This window comes from Sediminibacillus terrae (assembly GCF_009602435.1).
Lineage (GTDB): Bacteria > Bacillota > Bacilli > Bacillales > Amphibacillaceae > Sediminibacillus > Sediminibacillus terrae.
Genome location: NZ_VZDQ01000023.1, coordinates 22,195 through 40,486, shown reverse-complemented (window position 1 = coordinate 40,486; position 18,292 = coordinate 22,195). Strand labels below are relative to the sequence as shown.

Annotated in this window: 18 protein-coding genes and 2 pseudogenes; 14 read left to right on the top strand and 6 right to left on the bottom strand. The window is 44.0% G+C overall.

The features are described from left to right. Positions 1-429 precede the first annotated feature (429 nt). Positions 430-2,745, bottom strand: a complete 2,316-nt coding sequence (locus F6X55_RS09330) for a glycoside hydrolase family 65 protein (RefSeq protein ID WP_153462883.1) — start codon at positions 2,743-2,745, stop codon at positions 430-432. A 522-nt stretch (positions 2,746-3,267) separates the two neighbouring features. Between F6X55_RS09330 and F6X55_RS09325 the strand changes: the two genes are divergently transcribed. Continuing rightward, on the top strand, positions 3,268-4,569 hold the full coding sequence (locus F6X55_RS09325; protein ID WP_153462881.1) for an NCS2 family permease: 1,302 nt from the start codon (positions 3,268-3,270) through the stop codon (positions 4,567-4,569). 529 nt (positions 4,570-5,098) lie between these two features. On the opposite strand, the gene F6X55_RS09320 is transcribed toward F6X55_RS09325, so the two are convergent. Beyond that, positions 5,099-6,016: an aldo/keto reductase gene (locus F6X55_RS09320; RefSeq protein WP_153462879.1), complete on the bottom strand. Its 918-nt coding sequence runs from the start codon at positions 6,014-6,016 to the stop codon at positions 5,099-5,101. Positions 6,017-6,169: 153 nt separating this feature from the next. Here F6X55_RS09320 and F6X55_RS09315 point away from each other — a divergent pair, with 153 nt between their 5' ends. From F6X55_RS09315 to F6X55_RS09260, 12 genes and pseudogenes are all read left to right on the top strand, one after another. Continuing rightward, complete coding sequence (locus tag F6X55_RS09315) at positions 6,170-6,583, top strand: VOC family protein (protein WP_153462877.1); 414 nt, start codon at positions 6,170-6,172, stop codon at positions 6,581-6,583. A 17-nt stretch (positions 6,584-6,600) separates the two neighbouring features. Further along, positions 6,601-6,888, top strand: coding sequence for a general stress protein (locus F6X55_RS09310; RefSeq protein ID WP_161993068.1), 288 nt, complete (start codon positions 6,601-6,603; stop codon positions 6,886-6,888). A gap of 355 nt (positions 6,889-7,243) precedes the next feature. Further along, positions 7,244-7,753: a DoxX family protein gene (locus F6X55_RS09305; RefSeq protein WP_026572015.1), complete on the top strand. Its 510-nt coding sequence runs from the start codon at positions 7,244-7,246 to the stop codon at positions 7,751-7,753. Between the two features lie 401 nt (positions 7,754-8,154). Further along, positions 8,155-8,772 carry a DedA family protein gene (locus F6X55_RS09300; protein WP_153462873.1) on the top strand — a complete coding sequence of 206 codons (618 nt, stop codon included), beginning with the start codon at positions 8,155-8,157 and terminating at the stop codon, positions 8,770-8,772. A 20-nt stretch (positions 8,773-8,792) separates the two neighbouring features. Next, positions 8,793-9,095, top strand: coding sequence for a hypothetical protein (locus F6X55_RS09295; protein ID WP_026572012.1), 303 nt, complete (start codon positions 8,793-8,795; stop codon positions 9,093-9,095). Continuing rightward, a complete protein-coding gene (locus tag F6X55_RS09290; RefSeq protein WP_153462871.1) occupies positions 9,088-9,378 on the top strand; it encodes a hypothetical protein in 291 nt (96 codons plus the stop codon). The genes F6X55_RS09295 and F6X55_RS09290 overlap by 8 nt, the downstream gene beginning before the upstream one ends. A 499-nt stretch (positions 9,379-9,877) precedes the next feature. After that, positions 9,878-10,420 (top strand): annotated as a pseudogene (locus F6X55_RS09285) (DUF1572 family protein). Between the two features lie 13 nt (positions 10,421-10,433). Beyond that, positions 10,434-10,934 (top strand): NUDIX hydrolase, encoded by a 501-nt coding sequence (locus tag F6X55_RS09280; RefSeq protein ID WP_153462869.1) that lies wholly within the window; start codon positions 10,434-10,436, stop codon positions 10,932-10,934. A 224-nt stretch (positions 10,935-11,158) separates the two neighbouring features. Then, complete coding sequence (locus tag F6X55_RS09275) at positions 11,159-12,160, top strand: S66 family peptidase (protein WP_037329364.1); 1,002 nt, start codon at positions 11,159-11,161, stop codon at positions 12,158-12,160. A 173-nt stretch (positions 12,161-12,333) separates the two neighbouring features. Then, positions 12,334-13,836 (top strand): MDR family MFS transporter, encoded by a 1,503-nt coding sequence (locus F6X55_RS09270; protein ID WP_026572008.1) that lies wholly within the window; start codon positions 12,334-12,336, stop codon positions 13,834-13,836. Positions 13,837-14,113: 277 nt separating this feature from the next. After that, a complete protein-coding gene (locus F6X55_RS09265; protein WP_153462867.1) occupies positions 14,114-14,560 on the top strand; it encodes an SgcJ/EcaC family oxidoreductase in 447 nt (148 codons plus the stop codon). A gap of 27 nt (positions 14,561-14,587) precedes the next feature. Further along, positions 14,588-15,145: a GNAT family N-acetyltransferase gene (locus F6X55_RS09260; protein WP_153462865.1), complete on the top strand. Its 558-nt coding sequence runs from the start codon at positions 14,588-14,590 to the stop codon at positions 15,143-15,145. Positions 15,146-15,225: 80 nt separating this feature from the next. Here F6X55_RS09260 and F6X55_RS09255 read toward each other — a convergent pair whose 3' ends face one another. Then, a complete protein-coding gene (locus tag F6X55_RS09255) occupies positions 15,226-15,477 on the bottom strand; it encodes a hypothetical protein (RefSeq protein ID WP_153462863.1) in 252 nt (83 codons plus the stop codon). 218 nt (positions 15,478-15,695) lie between these two features. Here F6X55_RS09255 and F6X55_RS20410 point away from each other — a divergent pair. Next, positions 15,696-15,785: pseudogene (locus F6X55_RS20410) on the top strand (nucleotidyltransferase domain-containing protein); the annotation flags it as partial. A gap of 76 nt (positions 15,786-15,861) precedes the next feature. Here the strand turns inward: F6X55_RS20410 and F6X55_RS09250 are convergent. The 3 genes from F6X55_RS09250 to F6X55_RS09240 all read right to left on the bottom strand — a co-directional run bounded on the left by F6X55_RS09250 (position 15,862) and on the right by F6X55_RS09240 (position 18,261). Continuing rightward, positions 15,862-16,932 carry a GGDEF domain-containing protein gene (locus F6X55_RS09250; RefSeq protein ID WP_237648647.1) on the bottom strand — a complete coding sequence of 357 codons (1,071 nt, stop codon included), beginning with the start codon at positions 16,930-16,932 and terminating at the stop codon, positions 15,862-15,864. A 140-nt stretch (positions 16,933-17,072) separates the two neighbouring features. Next, positions 17,073-17,558, bottom strand: coding sequence for an HIT family protein (locus tag F6X55_RS09245; RefSeq protein WP_153462861.1), 486 nt, complete (start codon positions 17,556-17,558; stop codon positions 17,073-17,075). 28 nt (positions 17,559-17,586) lie between these two features. Next, positions 17,587-18,261: an HAD family hydrolase gene (locus tag F6X55_RS09240; protein WP_026772116.1), complete on the bottom strand. Its 675-nt coding sequence runs from the start codon at positions 18,259-18,261 to the stop codon at positions 17,587-17,589. Positions 18,262-18,292: the final 31 nt, after the last annotated feature.

Below are 18,292 nucleotides of genomic sequence, written 5' to 3'. Positions count from 1 at the left end.
ATTCGAAAACTCATTAATGGAACGCGTTTTTTAGTAAAAAAGGGCAATCGAGAATAACCCCGATAAACACAATACTCAATCCAACTGCAAAAGGAACCCTTTTCTCATTTATTTTTGTGTGTTCAAAGCCAGCAAAAATAAGCGCCATCATCCCGGAAAAAGGATGCTACGAGTACCATAGGAGTATTCATGAAAAAGAATTCGGGGAGCATTTGAAAGAGACTAGACATTATTCCTAAACTGCCGATGAATAAAGGAATCCTTAATTCACCTAACATATTCACCGATCAACTTTCTGAGTCACTTTTTACAACTCTCCCCATTGCTTTCCTAGTGTATTTACTCTTTTAGTATAACATAATTTTCCAAAAAATTAAAAAACAGGAACACGAAGATCGCATTCCTGTTTATCCTCAACCTATATGATGATTATACGACTGCCAAGTTCCTATCCGGTTCTCCGCTGTCTGTACTGATTTTGACCGACTGTCCGCTTTGCAGTGTAACGTCCTGATCAAAATGGCGGAAAGTCAGCGCTTCTCCGGATTTCAGCCAATAAGAGATGCCGTCCTTTTCCATGGTGACCGCGAGCTGCCTGTTTTGGAATTGCAAATGGAAGGACACGGAGTCCCACTTTTCCGGAATGACCGGTGAAAAGGACAATCCGGTTTCTTTCAACCGCAATCCGGCAAAACCATATATGATCGCCATCCATGTACCGCCCATGTTGGCCATATGCAGTCCATCCTTCGTATTGCCATGCATATTATCCAGATCTAGACGCGCCGTTTTCATGAAATAATCATACGCCTTTTGCTGATATCCAAGCTTGGATGCCATGATGCTGAAAATGCAATAGGACAACGATGAATCATGGGTGGTCACCTGTTCATAGTAATCGTATGACTTTCGAATGGTCTCCAGGCTTTGTTCATCCTCCAGGAGAAAATGACCGAGAACCGTATCCGCCTGCTTGCATACTTGATAACGATACAGGGTCAATGGATGATAGTTCAGCAATAAAGGAAACTTCTCCTTCGGCGTACTCGGCAGATCCCAGCGTCGTTTTTGCAAAAAGGTATCGTCCTGTGCATTGATGCCCAGCTTTTCGTCGTACGGCAAATACATGTTTTCTCCTGCCATTGCCCATTCACCAACCTCTTGTTCACCGAGTGACAAAGCAGTTTTCAACTCACCAAGCAAGGCACCGTCGACTTCTTCCAACAACTTATACACCTTGACTGCCCAAGTTAAATTGTGCTTGGCCATGACATTGGTATAGTAATTGTTATTGACGATACACGTATATTCGTCCGGACCGGTAACATTGTCGATGCGGAACTGTCCTTCATACATATGGCCGGTCTCCATCCACAGCCGCGCTGTTTCAAACAAGACTTCCGCCATATAATCCTTCAAAAAATCGACATCCGTCGTCGCCAAAAAGTATTGAATGTAACTGTAAGCAATGTCTGCGCTGATATGATACTGGGCCGTGCCTGCCGGGAAAAACGCGGATGACTCGCTCCCGGTGATTGTCCTCCAAGGGAATAAAGCTCCCTTGTCGTGCCCCATTTCTTTAGCGCGCTTCCTGGCACTGTCCAAAGTAGAGTGGCGCTGGATGAGCAGGTTTTTGGCCAAATCGGGATTAGTCATCAAAAAGACTGGGAACATATAGATTTCCGTATCCCAGAAGTAGTGCCCTTCATATCCTTCACCGGAAAGTCCTTTTGCCGCAATGTTGCTGACCGGATCCTTCCCGACCGATTGCAGCAGCTGGAACAAATTGAAACGGATTCCTTCCTGCAGTTGTTCATCCCCTGCAATCATTACGTCAGAATTGCTCCAAAAGTTATCCAGATAGGCCTTTTGCTCGACGACGAAATCTTCAAAAACGGCCCCTTTTATTTTCGCAAGGAGGTCGATTCCTGTCTCTACCAAATTCTCCTTGTGCCGTAGTGTATCGGTATATAGGTTGAACTTGGTGAACCAGATAGGGCTGCTGCCGTCACAACTATACGTTTCTTCAACGGCATTTTCGCCTATTTCTTTATCATACTGGTAACCTGCCGCTGCTTCTACCACCGTCCTCGATACACATGCGACCTCCAGCTTCGTCACCATTGTTTGACTGCGGACAATGCTGTAGTCGCCTTTTTGGCCAGCTTCTTTGACAAGTGTGCGTTTTGCATGGTCAGAAGCAACCCGCGGATCATCTTTATCGGTATAATTGGAGACATCGCCATTTACCGAAGAAATAATCTTGATCTCTTTGATTTCGCTGACTGGTTCTACTTTGATATCCATCAAAAATAATTCTTTCAGGGCAAAAGAAATCAATCGCCGGAAATGGAGTTTCACTTCTTTTCCCTCTGGAGAAACCCAATGAATGATCCGCTCGGAAAAACCTTCATCAAAATGGAGATGCTGCGCGTATCCGAGTATCTTCCCGGTAAACAAAGAAAACCGCTCGCCGTCTATTTCTATTTTCACATCCTGAGCATCGATGATATTGACCAGCTTTTGCTGAGAATCTGGAAAAGCATGCAATTTTTCTCCATAGCTGATTTCCGTTTCATCATGGAATGCATTTATATAAGTGCCGCGAATGGAACGAATGTTTTCTGTATAGCCTTCCTCGAAGTTTCCTCTCACTCCGAGATAACCATTTCCAAGGGCAAACAGACTTTCATTCAACAACAAATTATTTTCCTCCAACGAATTTCCGGAAATTTTCCAAGTCATCGTATCAAACTCCCCTGCATACAGATTGCCATAGCCGGATTGACAGTTAGGTTTATGCAATAAATGCTCTCTATTATTAATTTATGGAGGGGTAACGAGATTGTCCCCTCGTATATAACAATTATCACGGCTTTTTCTAAAACGATTAAAAATACGAAAAAGCCTTAATTAAGAGTTACAATTTACACGGAAGGCTTATTATACTCCACTGTTCCGGTGGCTGACAATACCATTTCCGAAATTTAATGGACATATTTTTCCGACCTGAAAGTTTTTGCCCAAACCCTTTGGTGCCAGCGTATGATAACGCGATCAAAGATAACATGTGAGGAGAAGATGGGAAGCCATTCATCTACCTACCAGCGGTTGAAAATAAACGGCCAACTCCAAGGTTTTCCTATTCCTGGCAGGCTGAGCCATTGGCAATACGGTGATATTCTGTTACAATGCTGTCTTGTGGCTCCCTGTTTTCAAACAGGACGAGCGGGTAGGGAGAGGGCTAATTTAATAGGATAGACCGCCATGAAACATAATTGGTTTAAGCGACTCTTTGAGCTTGAGCAGAATGAGACAACGGTAAAACGGGAAGTAATGGCAGGATTGATCGGCTTTTTTGCGATTGTCTATATCATTGCCGTCAATTCCCTCATCTTATCGGAAGCGGGAATACCACTTGAAGCAGCCATTCTGGCAACGATCGCCGCTTCTGTCGCCGGCTGTTTCATCATGGGTTTTTATGCAAACGTGCCGATTTTGCTTGTGCCTGGTATGGGGATCAACGCTTTGTTTTCCTATACCATCGTTCAATCAATGGGCGTCACCTGGCAAGAAGCCTTGGCCGTCGTGTTTATTTCCGGCTTGTTGTTCATGTTCATTGCATTCACCAGGTTTGCGAAAACGTTGAGTGAAGCGATTCCCCAGTCGTTGAAGGAGGCAATCACAGTCGGACTCGGACTGTTTTTGATGCTGATCGGACTGGAAAAAGGCGGATTGGTCGAAAAAGGAACGAATTCAATTATCATGCTCGGCGAACTGGGTGACCCCCAGGTGCTTGCCACGATCCTGACCTTTTTGATCGCTATCATCCTGTTCATCCGAAACGTTCCGGGGAACTTCCTTATTACGGTAGTTGCCGGCACATTGATTGCATGGATGTTCGGCCTGATCCACGTGGAAGCAGCTGGAGAAACAGCTTTCTCATTCGGGGGATACATGGAAGTTTTCGGAGCAATGTCCTTTGAGAACATCTTATCGTTGACCTTTTGGATTGCCGTGTTTTTGATTACCATGGTGCTTGTGTTCGAAAATATCGGACTCACCCATGGGCATGTGAACTTCATCAACCGTCCGGAAAAGTTTGCCCGTGCTTTTCAGGCGAATTCCGTTTCCGCAGCATTGTCCGGATTGTTCGGCACCAGTCCCACGGTCGCAACCGTGGAAACAGCTGCAGGCATGGCAGCAGGCGGAAGAACCGGCTTGACCACCGTAACAACCGGGACGCTGTTTTTACTGTCGGCGTTTTTCATTCCGGTCATCAAGCTCATTCCCGACAGCGCAATCGCCCCGATTTTGATGATTATCGGAGGATTGATGCTGGAAAATATCCGTCACTTGAACGTGGAAGACTTAAGCGAAAGCTTCCCGGCCTTTTTCATCATCGCCATGATTCCATTCACCTACAGTATTGCGGATGGAATCGCTGTAGGCTTCATCCTTTATCCGATTTTGAAAATCGCCATCGGAAAAGCGAAGGAGGTCTCCCTGGCTCTATATGTCATCGCCGGCTTGTTTTTGTTTAACTTCGTCTTTCATGTAATGAGTTGATGCGAGGCTTTATAAAGATGAAATCCCTCTTCAGGTGGAATGGTGTTTGCCTCCGTCTACCAGAAGGGGGTTTTTTATTGGGTTTTGCGGACATGCCTATTTCAATCGTCCCCTTGTTACAAGAGCAAGCTAATTCTATAGAAGTCCCCGTTTTTGTTTACTCACTTTCTTCTTCGAAATATAATTATGAACAATAATAAAAAGAAAGGTATGAAACTTATTAGCCTCCAGCCGTTTTCCGCTCCAAAAAAGTACCAGGCAATTGGTATGGAGAAGAAGAAGCTAATCAACAATGAAACCAGCGATTTCTTTAAAATGCCAAAAAGGAACGTAACAATGGTAACCACTAAAGACGCTTGCCATAAAAGCACCACGAAGTTGAACAAGTCTCTGAAATACCTCCTCATAATGGGGATCTACGGAGAAAAAAGACCAAATCTAATGTGATTTGGCCCGACATTTTCCATGTAATTCATCAATTTTCCCAAAAAAACCTGTTGATATTATAACCGGAATTTAACGCTCGTTTTTATGGCAGTTTATTCCCTGCCGCCCGGTAAAGCTCATACCATTCTTCCCTGGTCAGCTCGACATCCGAAGCTCTGGCAATTCCGGCAAGACGCTCTACATTCATCGTCCCGACGACCGGCTGTATTTTGGACGGATGACGCAATATCCAGGCAATTGCGATAGCAGAGTCCGTTACCCCTTTTTTCTCGGCCAGCTCCTGCATCTTCATGTTCAGTTCCGGGAACTTTTCATTGCCGACAAACACTCCCTCGAACATGCCATACTGGAACGGCGACCATGCCTGGATGGTCATGTCATGTAACCGGCTGTAATCCAAAATACTGCTATCCCTGACAACCGCCGGGTCGTGCTGCATGTTGACGTTGAGTCCGGCATCAATCATTGGCGTAAACATCAGACTAAGTTGCAGCTGGTTGATGATCAAATCATCCTTCAGGTATTTTTTCAACAGCTCGATTTGCATCGGGTTTTGGTTGCTGACTCCAAAATGGCGTACTTTACCGCTTTCTTTCAGTTTGGCAAAGGCCTCTGCCACTTCTTCCGGCTCCATCAGTGTATCCGGCCGGTGGAGCAGCAGAATATCGATATAATCTGTATCCAATCGTTTTAGACTGCCCTCTACCGAGTCAAGGATATGTTGCTTGGAAAAATCAAAAAACCCGTCCCTGATCCCGCACTTCGTCTGAAGTACGATGTCCTCCCGATTGATGGATGTCTCCTTTAACGCACTGGCAAAAACCTCTTCCGATTTACCGCCGCCGTAGATATCGGCATGATCAAACAAATCGACTCCATGCTCCACCGCATTTTCCATGACCTTGGCAGCCTCATTACTAGACAGCTTGTCCATCCGCATGCAGCCAAGTGAAATTTCCCCTGTATGTAAATCACTTGTTCCCAGTTTTACTTTCTTCACATCGCCACCCCTTTTTCACTATTTCTTTTATTCTATCATTATGCAAGTTGGAAGTCCCAAAGAATACTTCCGACTTTTTTCCAAGCGTGTTGTTATTTTCTTCATAAAAAGGGAAAACGCTTACCAACAAACCTACGACAGGAGGCGGGCGGCGTGATCAAAGGAATCGGGCATTTGGCTTTTACGGTAGAAAATATGAAACGATCACTCGAATTTTATTGCGATTTGCTCGGATTCAAACATGCATTCAGCATCCAGGATGATAACGGAAATCCATGGATTGAATATGTCAAAGTCGGGACAGGCCAATTTATCGAACTGTTTTATGGCGGCAAAAACAAAGCAGAAGCGGACAGTAGCCACATCGGCTTCCATCATTTATGTCTGGAAGTGACGGATATCGAAAAAATAGCCAACCAATTAAAAGGTAAAGGAATCAAATTGGACAGCGAGCCAAAACGAGGAAAGGACGACAACCTTCAATGCTGGGTTTCGGATCCGGACGGCAATCCGATAGAGTTTATGGAAATCAGCAAAACGTCCCCGCACTGGGTTTGGTACGATTAAAAAAGGGAGTGTATCACATGAAGGATTATAACAAACTGGAGGCATTCCCTTCAGAAGATGCTGCTTTTGAAAGGATAAAAGAGATCAAAGCTAAAGGAATACCAGAACGACATATTTGGATTGTTTCCCAACATAAAGAAGACGCCGGCATGTTGAACGAGCTTACAAATGTTCAATACAAAACCGTTGAAACAGCCACTAGCGAAAAATTCGCTTCCCTTTTTTCGGACAAAGCTGGCGAAGAAAAGGTACTGGACAAATTGAACATCAGCCGGAAGAAAAAGAATTATATGTTGATCGATTGAATGATGGACAGCTGCTCGTGTATATCGAAGATCCCGATTTAAAAGATAGTACTTCTTATCCGTCCGCCCAGCCTACTTTGTTTGATATTAATCATAAGAGTAATAGGAATGAAGGTTCAGAGAGGGAGTAAAGACGACTTCTCCCTCCTTCTCATGACCAATTGTGAATATATTCACAATTACGCCATAACTTTATGACTAAAATGTGAAATTATTCACAATTACCTTTTCTTCTTCCTAAATCATGATAAGATGTAAGTGTAATAAGAAATACACAAGATCTTGTACAAAGTAATGTGAAATGTTGAACAAAGTTTACAGCCCTTATCTTATTAAACAAAAGGAGTGTTCTACTATGTTAGAACTATTGAGGAAAAACAATATTGTCGCTGGTCTGTTAGCTGTCATCCGGATTTACCTTGGATACCAATTCATTCACGCAGGGATCGAAAAACTGACAGGCGGCGGGTTCGATGCCAGTGGATTCCTGCAAGGGGCCATCGCTTCTGCAACAGGTGAACATCCAGCTGTCCAAGGATGGTGGGCGACATTCCTTGAACATGTCGCACTGCCAAATGCTAATCTCTTCTCTTTCCTTGTCATGTGGGGTGAAGTATTAGTCGGTATCGCCTTGATTCTTGGATTGTTGACCAACTTTGCGACCTTGATGGGCATGGTCATGAACTTCGCATTCCTGTTCAGCGGAACCGTAAGCACCAACGGCCAAATGATTTTGCTAGCTATCTTCGTCATCGTAGCAGGCGCCAATGCTGGCAAGTATGGCTTGGACAGATGGGCAATGCCTTACCTGCGCAGCCATACACCAATCAAGAAAAACCAGAAAAAAGAAACCGCAACAGTCTAAATAAATGAACCGAACAATCCTATCAGACCAAATCACCAGGTGATTTGGTCTCTTTTTATGGGGATTTTCTTTTCTCCATGAAAATTAATTGTAATTTTATGTTAAAATCGGATCAATAGCTCGAAATTCCAATTTACAAAAGGGGAACAGTCCATCGTGCGGAAGGAAAATACTTATAAAGCAATGCAATGGTTCGGTTTTATCATTTTACTGTTTGCTAGCAGATCGTTCAATCTGTGGATTCGGACAAGGACCTGTATGGGGTTTTTCTTACTTTGCTTGCATAGAAATTATACTAGGGGCAACCATTACATTTGTCTCCTCCTATAAAGCAAAAAATATAAAGATGGGAAAACAGGAGTGATCATACTTGTCGTTTTCTGATAGATAAGGAGATACGTATGGAGAGCTGGCTTATAGATATTGTAGATAAATTTGGGTACATGGGAATTATGTTTTTAATTGCATGTGAAAACATTTTTCCCCCTATTCCTTCAGAAGTAATTCTTTCTTTTGGCGGATTTTTAACGACCACTTCCGACTTAACCAAAACAGGTGTCGTCCTCTCCGCCACAGCAGGCTCTGTCCTTGGAGCGATCGTTCTTTACATAATCGGCCTCCAGCTAGACGTTTCCCGTTTAGAAAAGATAGTAAATCGGTGGGGGCACCTTCTCCGTCTGAAAACATCCGATTTGCATAAAGCAGATTCATGGTTTGATAAATACGGACCTTGGACCGTTTTCTTCTGCCGCTTTGTTCCGCTGGTAAGGAGTCTGATTTCCATACCGGCTGGCATGTCCAATATGAATGTAACAGTATTTTTACTGCTTACAACCGCAGGCACTTTGATTTGGAATGTCCTACTGGTATATGTCGGGGCGTCCATCGGAGCTTCTTGGCAAGAAATCGCACACTCGATGGAGGCCTACGCCCGTGTTGTTTATCTAGTACTGATTGTCCTGGTTATCCTGCTGGCTATTCTCTTCTTCCGTAAGAGACGACGGAGCCATGGAAAGTGAATAAAGGAGGTAACATTCGAATGGCAATTTTTACAGGTTATCTTATCGCCCTACTGGCAGCTGCCATCGCTTATCAATTTAGTGAAGGCAAACCGAAAAAGATGAAATACAAGATTTGGGGATTTACGATCATGCTGGTGATTTCCCCATCGTTAGCTTTCGGATTGGGATTGACGTATGCAGTACTCGTAAAAAGTGGCTGGGCCGCAATGATCATGTTCTATCTATTCCCATTGTTTTTTCTGATTGGCCTTTTTGTTTTAATAGCGGGGATTCTTAAGAAGAAAGAAGCAAATTCACGAAAGGATTCTATACATGAATAAACCCTATAGTAAATGGTCTGCGATTCTGGCCGCCATTGGTGCAACAGCTATTTTTGCGTCGTATGCCATAGCCCCTGAACAGCCCGAAGGTATGTTGGTCGTCCTGATCCAAGTATTATTTTCCACCGCAATTATCACCGGGATTCTCAGTCTGATTTTCAGTTTTGGCGGGTTTAGAAAAAAAGAACCCGGCTATTTGAAATTTATCGCCCCTATTATCGTTTGTTTGGTTATTTTGACGTTTCTTATATCGTTTGTGATCATGGTCGTCAGCTTTTTCTAAGGATTGCTATTTTTTAGAACGAAAGGAAGTATGACGGTTGATGGCTAACGAGGATCTATTAATAACTGAGACCAATCGGGTGAAACAAAAATTCAAATGGGGATGCTTGTTCTGGCTTGGCATTTTTGCAGCCGCCACCCTTTTTCTAGCCTTTGTTTTTATAGACCTTGACACTCTATTAAGTTACTCTTATTTCTCGCACTGCTTATTCGCATCGTTTTAATGATATATTTACCCTGGCTGACGCTTCCTGCAGCAGTGATCAGTCTTTTACTAAACAAAAATACCAAAAGATCCCTCATTGTGATCGGCGTCTGCATTTTAGTAAAAGTATTGGAGAATCACGTTCAAAGTGGTCGCGGTCCAGGTGCATGGGAATATCTCCTATGGCTTTTCCAGGAAGGTGCGATAGTGGATTATTTATGGGTGATTGGCTATCTTTATCTCGTCTATTGGTGATAATGGTATTTAAAAGGGAAAAGAAAAAGGAGGAAATCCTGTGAATCTGGGAAATGAGTACTTGAACATTGTTATTCAACGATTTAAGAGCGTTAAAAGTCTCGGAGAAAAAACGATCAAGCAATTATCGGAGCGGGACATTCACTGGGTCTACAACGCAGAATCCAACAGTGCCGCCATTATCGTCAAACATCTGAGTGGCAACATGGTCTCACGGTGGACGGATTTTATGAATTCCGACGGAGAAAAACTCGATCGAAATCGTGACGGAGAATTTGAAGATACCATTTCATCGAAAGCTGAGCTGTTGGAGGTGTGGGAGCACGGATGGCAAAAATTATTTGCTGCTTTGAATGACTTAACGGAGTCCGATTTATTGAAAACGGTCTATATCCGTGGATAAGGCCACTTGGTTATCGATGCCATTGAGCGACAACTGGTGCACTATGCTTCGCACGTCGGTCAACTCGTCTATATAGGCAAGCAAGTGAAAGATTCAGAATGGGAAACGCTCAGTATCCCAAAAGGAAAATCACAGGAATTCTTGGAGCAAATGCTTGATCAACAAAAAAAGAAAGACTGAAACGGGGGATAAAATGGATGCTACCTTTCCTGTCGATGGTGCAGTATTCAACTATAGAGCTGCCGCGGTATTGACGAAAAACGACCATGTATTACTGCACAAGCAAGTTCACGAAAGTCATTGGGCACTTCCAGGCGGCAGAGTGGCAATTCTAGAGGATTCGCAAACGACCGTCAAAAGAGAAATAATGGAAGAGCTGGGCTGGAGTATTGACGTACATCGTCTGCTCTGGATAACAGAGAATTTTTTCGAATATAATGATCGGAATTACCATGAAATCGGGATGTATTACCTTGCTTCCACTGCCAAAGCAATCGAGGCGACTACAGATGTATTTTACGGAGAAGAAGGCGGACGATTAATCTATCAATGGGTTTCCCTGGATGACCTGGAAAATAAGACGCTGGTTCCGAAGTTTCTTAAAAGCTCTCTGCTAGAATTACCGGCTGCCCCCGAGCATAAACTAATCTTTGACAATTTCCGGGGAAATAATCAGGAAAAAGAAAGAGAATAATGTAGCGCTTCTCATTCAATTTCACAGCTGTTATGACGATCTCTGCCACGCTCTTTATAGTGGTGTTGGATGGTCCGTCCATTTGACCCACCCTTCTCTCATATAGCCATTGACTTGTCAGTGCGATTCTCTTTCTTTGAACTTGACTAAAATCGTTCTAACATTCTCCGTGTTACCTATCATCATTTACAAAATGAAATTTTCAACCAAAAGGAGACATCATCGTGATCAAACCAAGGAAGATAAGCGGGGGAGACAAAATCGGCATCATTACCCCCTCTGCCCCTGCACCTGTTAAATTCAAACAACGTTACCAAAGAGGACTGGAACAGTTACGAAACCTTGGTTACCAGGTAGTAGAAGGAAAGTGTTCCACCCGACAGCAGGCTTATCGATCTGGAAGTATAAAAGATAGAGCCGAAGAAATCAATGCATTCTTTTATGATGAAGAGATTAAAGCAATCATTAGTACGATAGGCGGTACCAACTCGAACTCTTTATTGCCTTATATCGATTACGAAGTGGTGAAAAATAATCCGAAAATCGTGATGGGATATAGCGATGTAACTGCATTGCTGTTAAGTCTTTATGCCAAAACAGGACTTGCGACGTTTTACGGGCCTGCGATTATCCCTTCGTTCGGAGAATTCCCTGAAATGCTGCCAAAAGGATTGGAATTTTTTCAACATGTGGTCACCAAACAAAAAAATGCTCCTTATACGCTTGAGATCCCGGAAAAATGGACTGACGAAATGCTCGATTGGCATACACAAAATCGGGCTAAAAAAATGTACTTAAATGAGGGATGGAATTGTTTGCGGGAAGGCAAGACCACCGGAAAATTGATCGGCGGCAATTTAAATACCATGTCAGGCTTCCTGAATACCGAATATTTCCCTGACTTAACCGGCTCCATCCTTTTTATCGAAGATTCTTTTAAAGACATGGCAGTCGAAGAAAGACTGTTCAGCATGCTGAAAGTATCCGGGATATTTGATAAGATCAGTGGTTTGATTGTTGGAAAACACGAACAGTTCGATGACTTGAACGCACCTTTTACCTTAGATGAATTGTTGCTCGAAGTGATCGGTGACAGGGACATCCCTATCCTGACAAATGTGGACGTAGGGCATACCTTTCCGTCCCACGTCTTCCCCATCGGAATTCAGGCAGAGTTGGATGCTGATCATGGGAACATCACCTTTTTGGAAAATGGTGTGAGCTGACAAGCGGATAGTTTGCCACCTTTAACAACTGAAACCCACTCGCGTTGATGGAGTGGGTTTCGTTTTGCAATCAACAGTTATACTACAAGCTGTTGCAGTGTACTTTTTTGCAATTATGCTGGTATCCGATTACATTAAAATAGTAGAAATAAATGCGAAGGAAGGCTTTGATTATGTCGGAATTCACACAGACCGCCACCGCAAATAAAACCAAACGGCCGCTTGTACTGGCTGCATTGGTGATTTCGATGTTTATGGCAGCCATTGAAGGCACCATTGTTGCTACGGCAATGCCCGACATCGTCGGAGATCTTGGCGGTTTTTCAGTTTACAGTTGGGTTTTCTCTTCTTTTCTGTTAATGCAGGCAGTCACTACGCTTATCTATGGAAAACTATCAGACTTGTTCGGCAGGAAACCCATATTCCTAATAGGCGTTATCATCTTTTTGGCCGGTTCCCTATTATGCGGACTGGCTACGACAATGACGATGCTGGTTGTATTCCGGGTTGTACAAGGACTTGGAGCTGGAGCGGTCCAGCCAATCGTCACCACCATCGTCGGCGATATGTACACAGTCGAAGAACGCTCCAAAATCCAGGGCTACTTGGCCAGTGTTTGGGGAATTTCTTCTGTAGTCGGACCACTGCTCGGCGGTTTTATTGTCCGTTATTCAGACTGGGCTTGGATTTTTTGGATGAATATCCCGCTGGGAATTATCGGGATGATCGGTGTCATTTTGTTTTTCCATGAAGATGTTACCAAAGAAAAGAAATCGATCGACTATATTGGCTCGAGTTTGTTTTTCCTTGCCATTTCTGCTTTGATCGTCGTGCTCGTTCAAGGCGGGGCTGCCTGGGCTTGGACTTCGCCTCAGGTACTGGTATTGATAACTGTATTTATTATTGGGGCCGTTTTGTTTATATGGCAGGAGAAAAAAGCCACAGCCCCTATGATGCCGCTGGGAATCTGGAATGACAAATTGATCACTATCGCCAACCTGGCAACTTTGACATCCGGAATGATGATGATCGGGTTGTCCAGTTTTCTGCCGACCTATGTACAAGCAGTGATGGGATATTCCGCCATTGTCGCCGGCTTTACTTTGTGCACCATGTCGATTGGCTGGCCGATTTCGGCAACCATTGCCGGCCATTTGGTGTTGAAAATCGGCTTCAGGCCGACTGCGATTTTGGGAGGAACCGCTCTGGGAATCGGCGGGTTGCTGTTTGTATTCCTGGATCCTGGGAAAGGACCTGTCTATGCAGGGATAAGTTCGTTTGTGGTAGGCGTCGGAATGGGATTGTCCAGCACAACCTTTATTGTAGCGATTCAAAGCAGTGTCGACTGGAAAACCCGCGGCGTGGCCACGTCCTTGAATATGTTCATGCGTATCATCGGCAGCGCGCTCGGCGCCGCTGTCCTCGGCGGCGTGCTCAACTTGCGGATGAATCAATTGATGCAGGACAGTGGCGGAGGTGGCTCCGACGTCATCGATAGCAGTTCTACCAATGCGCTGCTGGACGAAACCATGCGCAGCCGCCTGCCCGAAAACGCCCTGGAACAGCTGCAGGACTTCCTGTCTACAGCATTGCATGCCGTCTATATCGGCCTATTTGCCATCGGACTCATCACCTTCGCCCTGACCCTCTTCTTCCCCAAGATAGAGCGGAAATAAAGTCGAATAAGGGGTCGAATAAGGGGTCGAATAAGGGGTCAGTCCCCATTCACGTATGGGGACATACCTTGGCAGGCATCGGGGACTGTCCCTACAATCGGAAAAGCCCATCCTATCGGGATTTCCATTGGTTCCAACCAGCTTTGAACCCGATTTAGGGACTGACCCCGGCCCTGTTTGGGGTCAGTCCCCCCTTCTACACTCTCTCTATGCGACAATACATGACTTGAGGGATTATTTATGGGAGAATGAACCTGAATTGATTGGAGATATTAGTATGGGCAACGAAAAACAAACGGTAATAGAAGCAATATATAATCAACTGATCACTTCCTGGAATGAGAGGAATGCTTCAGAGATGGCCGGGTTATTTAATGAGTTTGGTGAATTAATCGGATTTGATGGAAGCCTTGCCAAAGGCTCGCAAGAAATCTTTGATCACTTAAACCCTATTTTCAGAGACCATCCAACACCTCCTTTTGTTTGCAAAGTGAAATCTGTCCAATTTCTTGCTGATAACGCGGCGATACTAAGAGCAATCGCCGGTATGATTTCACCTGGTCAGCAAACCATCAATCCGGATCTCAACACACATCACACACTGGTCACAATTAAAAAGGGGGATACTTGGAAAATTGCACTCTTTCAAAATACCCCTGCCCAGTTTCATGGTCGGCCAGAGCTTGTTGAACGGATGACGAGTGAATTGAACGAATTACTCTAAGCTCTTATACAGAAGGGTGTGTTTCTTATGGTAAAAATAGTCGGGGACAAAATCATCCTTAAAGAACCCGATCAACAAGCAATCGATGAACTTTATTACTGGAAGTATGAAGAACCGGAACAGGCTGCGAAAAAATGGAATGGCCCGTACATTCCCGAAGAAAGAGTCAGTAAACAAGAATACGAAGTAAGCTGGCGACGGGAAGAACCTATTGCCCCTGGCGTTCCTGCCTCATTGATCCTTTACGTCGAAAATAAGTTGATTGGATACGTAGGTGCCTATTGGGTTGACAAAAACACGAATTGGTTGGAAACCGGGATTGTCATATACGATAAAAATTTCTGGAACGGCGGCTACGGAAGCGAAGCCTATAAGCGATGGATTGACTTCCTCTTCCAACAAACCGATTTGCACAGACTCGGCATGTCCACCTGGTCAGGAAATGTTCGTATGATCAAAGTGGCAGAAAAAATCGGAATGAAAGAAGAAGCACGTATTAGAGACGCAAGAATAGTAGACGGTAAGTATTATGATGCCATTAAAATGGGGATGTTGCGAAGTGAATGGCAAAAAAAGCAAACCTGACAGCCATATAAATGCGAATAGATTTGGAAACATGCAGAAAACACGCTTGATTAGGTCAAGCGTGTTTTGCAATAATCCGGCTATTCGGTTTTCTCCGCCATTCTGGATAACCAGCTATCGAGTAGGAAATAGTGGTGGTTTAAATTTTTATAGATTTTTATGGCAACTTCTTCATTATAAGTGTGAACTATAAGATTTCGATCATCTACCATGGAGAGAGCAGCGATTGCCTCATCACGCTCAATATCATCCGGATTTTCTATTATCACCAGCTTTTTAAATGCCTTCAAAGCATTCGCTGCTGCTTGAAATCGCTGTTGGATTCTTTCCATAAGATAACCCCCTCTTGAAGGATCTTTTGCCTTAAAGAGTCATTGGCTTCCGCTAACTCAACAACATCTGTATGATAAGGAATCTTACTATTTTCAAGAGCAGCCAGCAATCTTTGCTTAAGAGCTGGGGATACTAAAGGAAAAAGGGTAAGGGTGTGATGTAAATGAACTCACACGAACGAACGTTGAATGAACACTAGCGTATTTTGGAAAAGACGATGCCACATCATGGTGTGACAGTATATTTATTTGGATCATGGGCAAGAATGCAGCAAAAGCAAAGTTCTGATATTGATATCGCTATTGACGCCGAGCATCCTAATATCACACTATCCTTTGGACGGAATGGGGACAGTCCCCTGGAGCAATTGGGGACTGTCCCTCTTATTGAGATACGCAGACTCGATTGCGGCCGGTTCTTTTTGCTTGATAAAGCGCTTTGTCCGCATCATCGATCAAATCGGCGGCATTTCTTGTCGTGTCGTCAAAACTGGCAATCCCGATAGATACGGTGATATTCATTTGATGGCCGGAGTTTAATATGAAAGTGAATTCCTCTACATTTTTCCGGATCAGTTCACTTAATTCAATTGCCTGATTGAGTCCGCAGTCCCGTAAAATCACGGTGAACTCTTCTCCTCCATTCCGACTGACGATATCAAACGATCTTGTGGAGCTTTTCAGAATATTTCCCAGCTCTTTTAACACGACATCCCCTTCCCCATGACCATACCTGTCATTTATTTTTTTGAAGTAGTCAATGTCGATATATAAGAGTGAAAGCTTCTCACTCATTCTTTCCTGGTTGAACAATAACTGATTGAAGGTCTCATCGAACTTCCGGAAATTATTCAGCCCTGTCAATCCGTCGGTTGCCGATTCTGCCTTGTATCGACTGAACAATTCCTGGCTCCTTCTTGCATATTCAACGACGGAAAATGAAATGAAACCCGCTAAATAAGAAATCCCCCAATAGATTGGCACCAAAAAGAGCAGCAGTTTCTTATCATTTAACAGATTTAAGACAAGGACAGTAAATACAAGGTTTGAAATAGTGACCATCCAAAATATCTTTTTCTTTTTTGAAAATTGCCTGCGGGAAATCAGCAAAGCAGCAGCAGAAATGAGCGTCACCAGAAGAATGGCCGCGAATGAGGATGTATTGAATCCGAAGAGAAAACGCCCAAAGATAATCAGTACACCTGCCGACAACGTGGGCAAATAGCCTCCATAGTAAGCCATTATAATAATGGGGATATGACGCAAATCGATAATCGTGTTGCCGATATTCATGCTGTACTGCATCAAAATGTTACTCAGTAATCCACCAAATAGACCAATAGTGATTTTCCTTCTCCAACTGGAGCCCCGGCTTAGCGGCGATGCACTAGTCATCTGTGTATAAAGAATCAACAAAGAAGACAAAATCGCCAAGTTTGAGAGTAGTTCCTTCATAATTATCACTTTCATCACCTATGTAAAAATAGCATACAATAATCCAAATAGAAACAAGAATGTTAATAATTTCACAGAGGGGACTGACCCCAATCGGGTTTGGGGTCAGTCCCCTTAAAGATACCAATTGATTTCCCGGTTTAGCCATTCAATTCATTTTTCAAAGCTTCAATCGCCTCCATGGCTTCTGCACGTTCCTTTTCGCTATTCCGCTTATTACGGGCATGAAGCAACACCGGTCTGACCGACTCCACAGATCGTCCGAAAGCTTCCATCCACGGATAACGCGGCACCATCCAAGTATGGAAATGATGGGTGGTGTCCTCGTTGTAAAAGTAATATACATAGTCGATTCCGAGTATGTCTCTCTGTGCTTTGCGTATCCTTGCCAGCAGATGGATATAATCCAATCGCTCTTCTTCCGTCAACTCATCCAGGCCCTTGATATGACGCTTGGAAGCCAGAATGACCAGTCCCTTGATTGGATAGGCAACATCCTGATGCGCATGAAAAAATGCTGTCTCTACTATTACGCCTCCATCAGGTCTTATGGCTCCACTGGTCAAGGCGCAGCTGAGACATTCGACCTCGACTGTCTTTCCGTTCGATAACGTAATGGTTCGCATTTCCCGTTCCCCTCTTTAAAGAACTGTATTAGATCGATTCCGGCTGCTTACCCAATGCAGGAATGAGTGTGGTCAGTTCTGACAGCACATCAATGACAACATCGGCTTGTGCCAGTTCCTCTTCACGAGCAAAATCGAAGTGACAACCGACCGACACCAATCCGTTTTGCTTGGCAGCTTTAATATCGGACAGCCTGTCACCAATCACTATCCCCTCTTCTATCCCATATTTATCGACGATCTGTTTGACTAGGTCCCCCTTATTCAACGAGTCGATTTGTTGAATACTGAACGTTTCCTTTACCCATCGGTCGAGCTGATAATATTCGACGATGGCGCTTAAATAATCTATCAAGCCGTTGCTCGCTATGTATATACTGAACCCGTTTCCTGCCAAATGTTGAAAAACTTCTACTACACCTGGATATAAAGCACCCTTGCCATCTCTGATATTGCTTATCAGCTGACTGAGAAAAAAGGCATCTGTTTGTTCCCTGATAGGTTCAGGGTGGTTCGGCAATAAAGTCCTCCATACTTCAGGGAGTGGTACCCCCATAATGCTGCGATACTCCTCAAGCGGCGTTTTCCCGCTCCATAATCCCTTGCTCCGTAAATCCTGAAATGTTTCCGCCAACGATAATTCTAGAATCCTGTCCGTTTGAAAAAGCGTCCCATCCATATCGAAAATAACATGTTTCACCAACAATTCCCCCTCCTCACTCCCACCATTATAA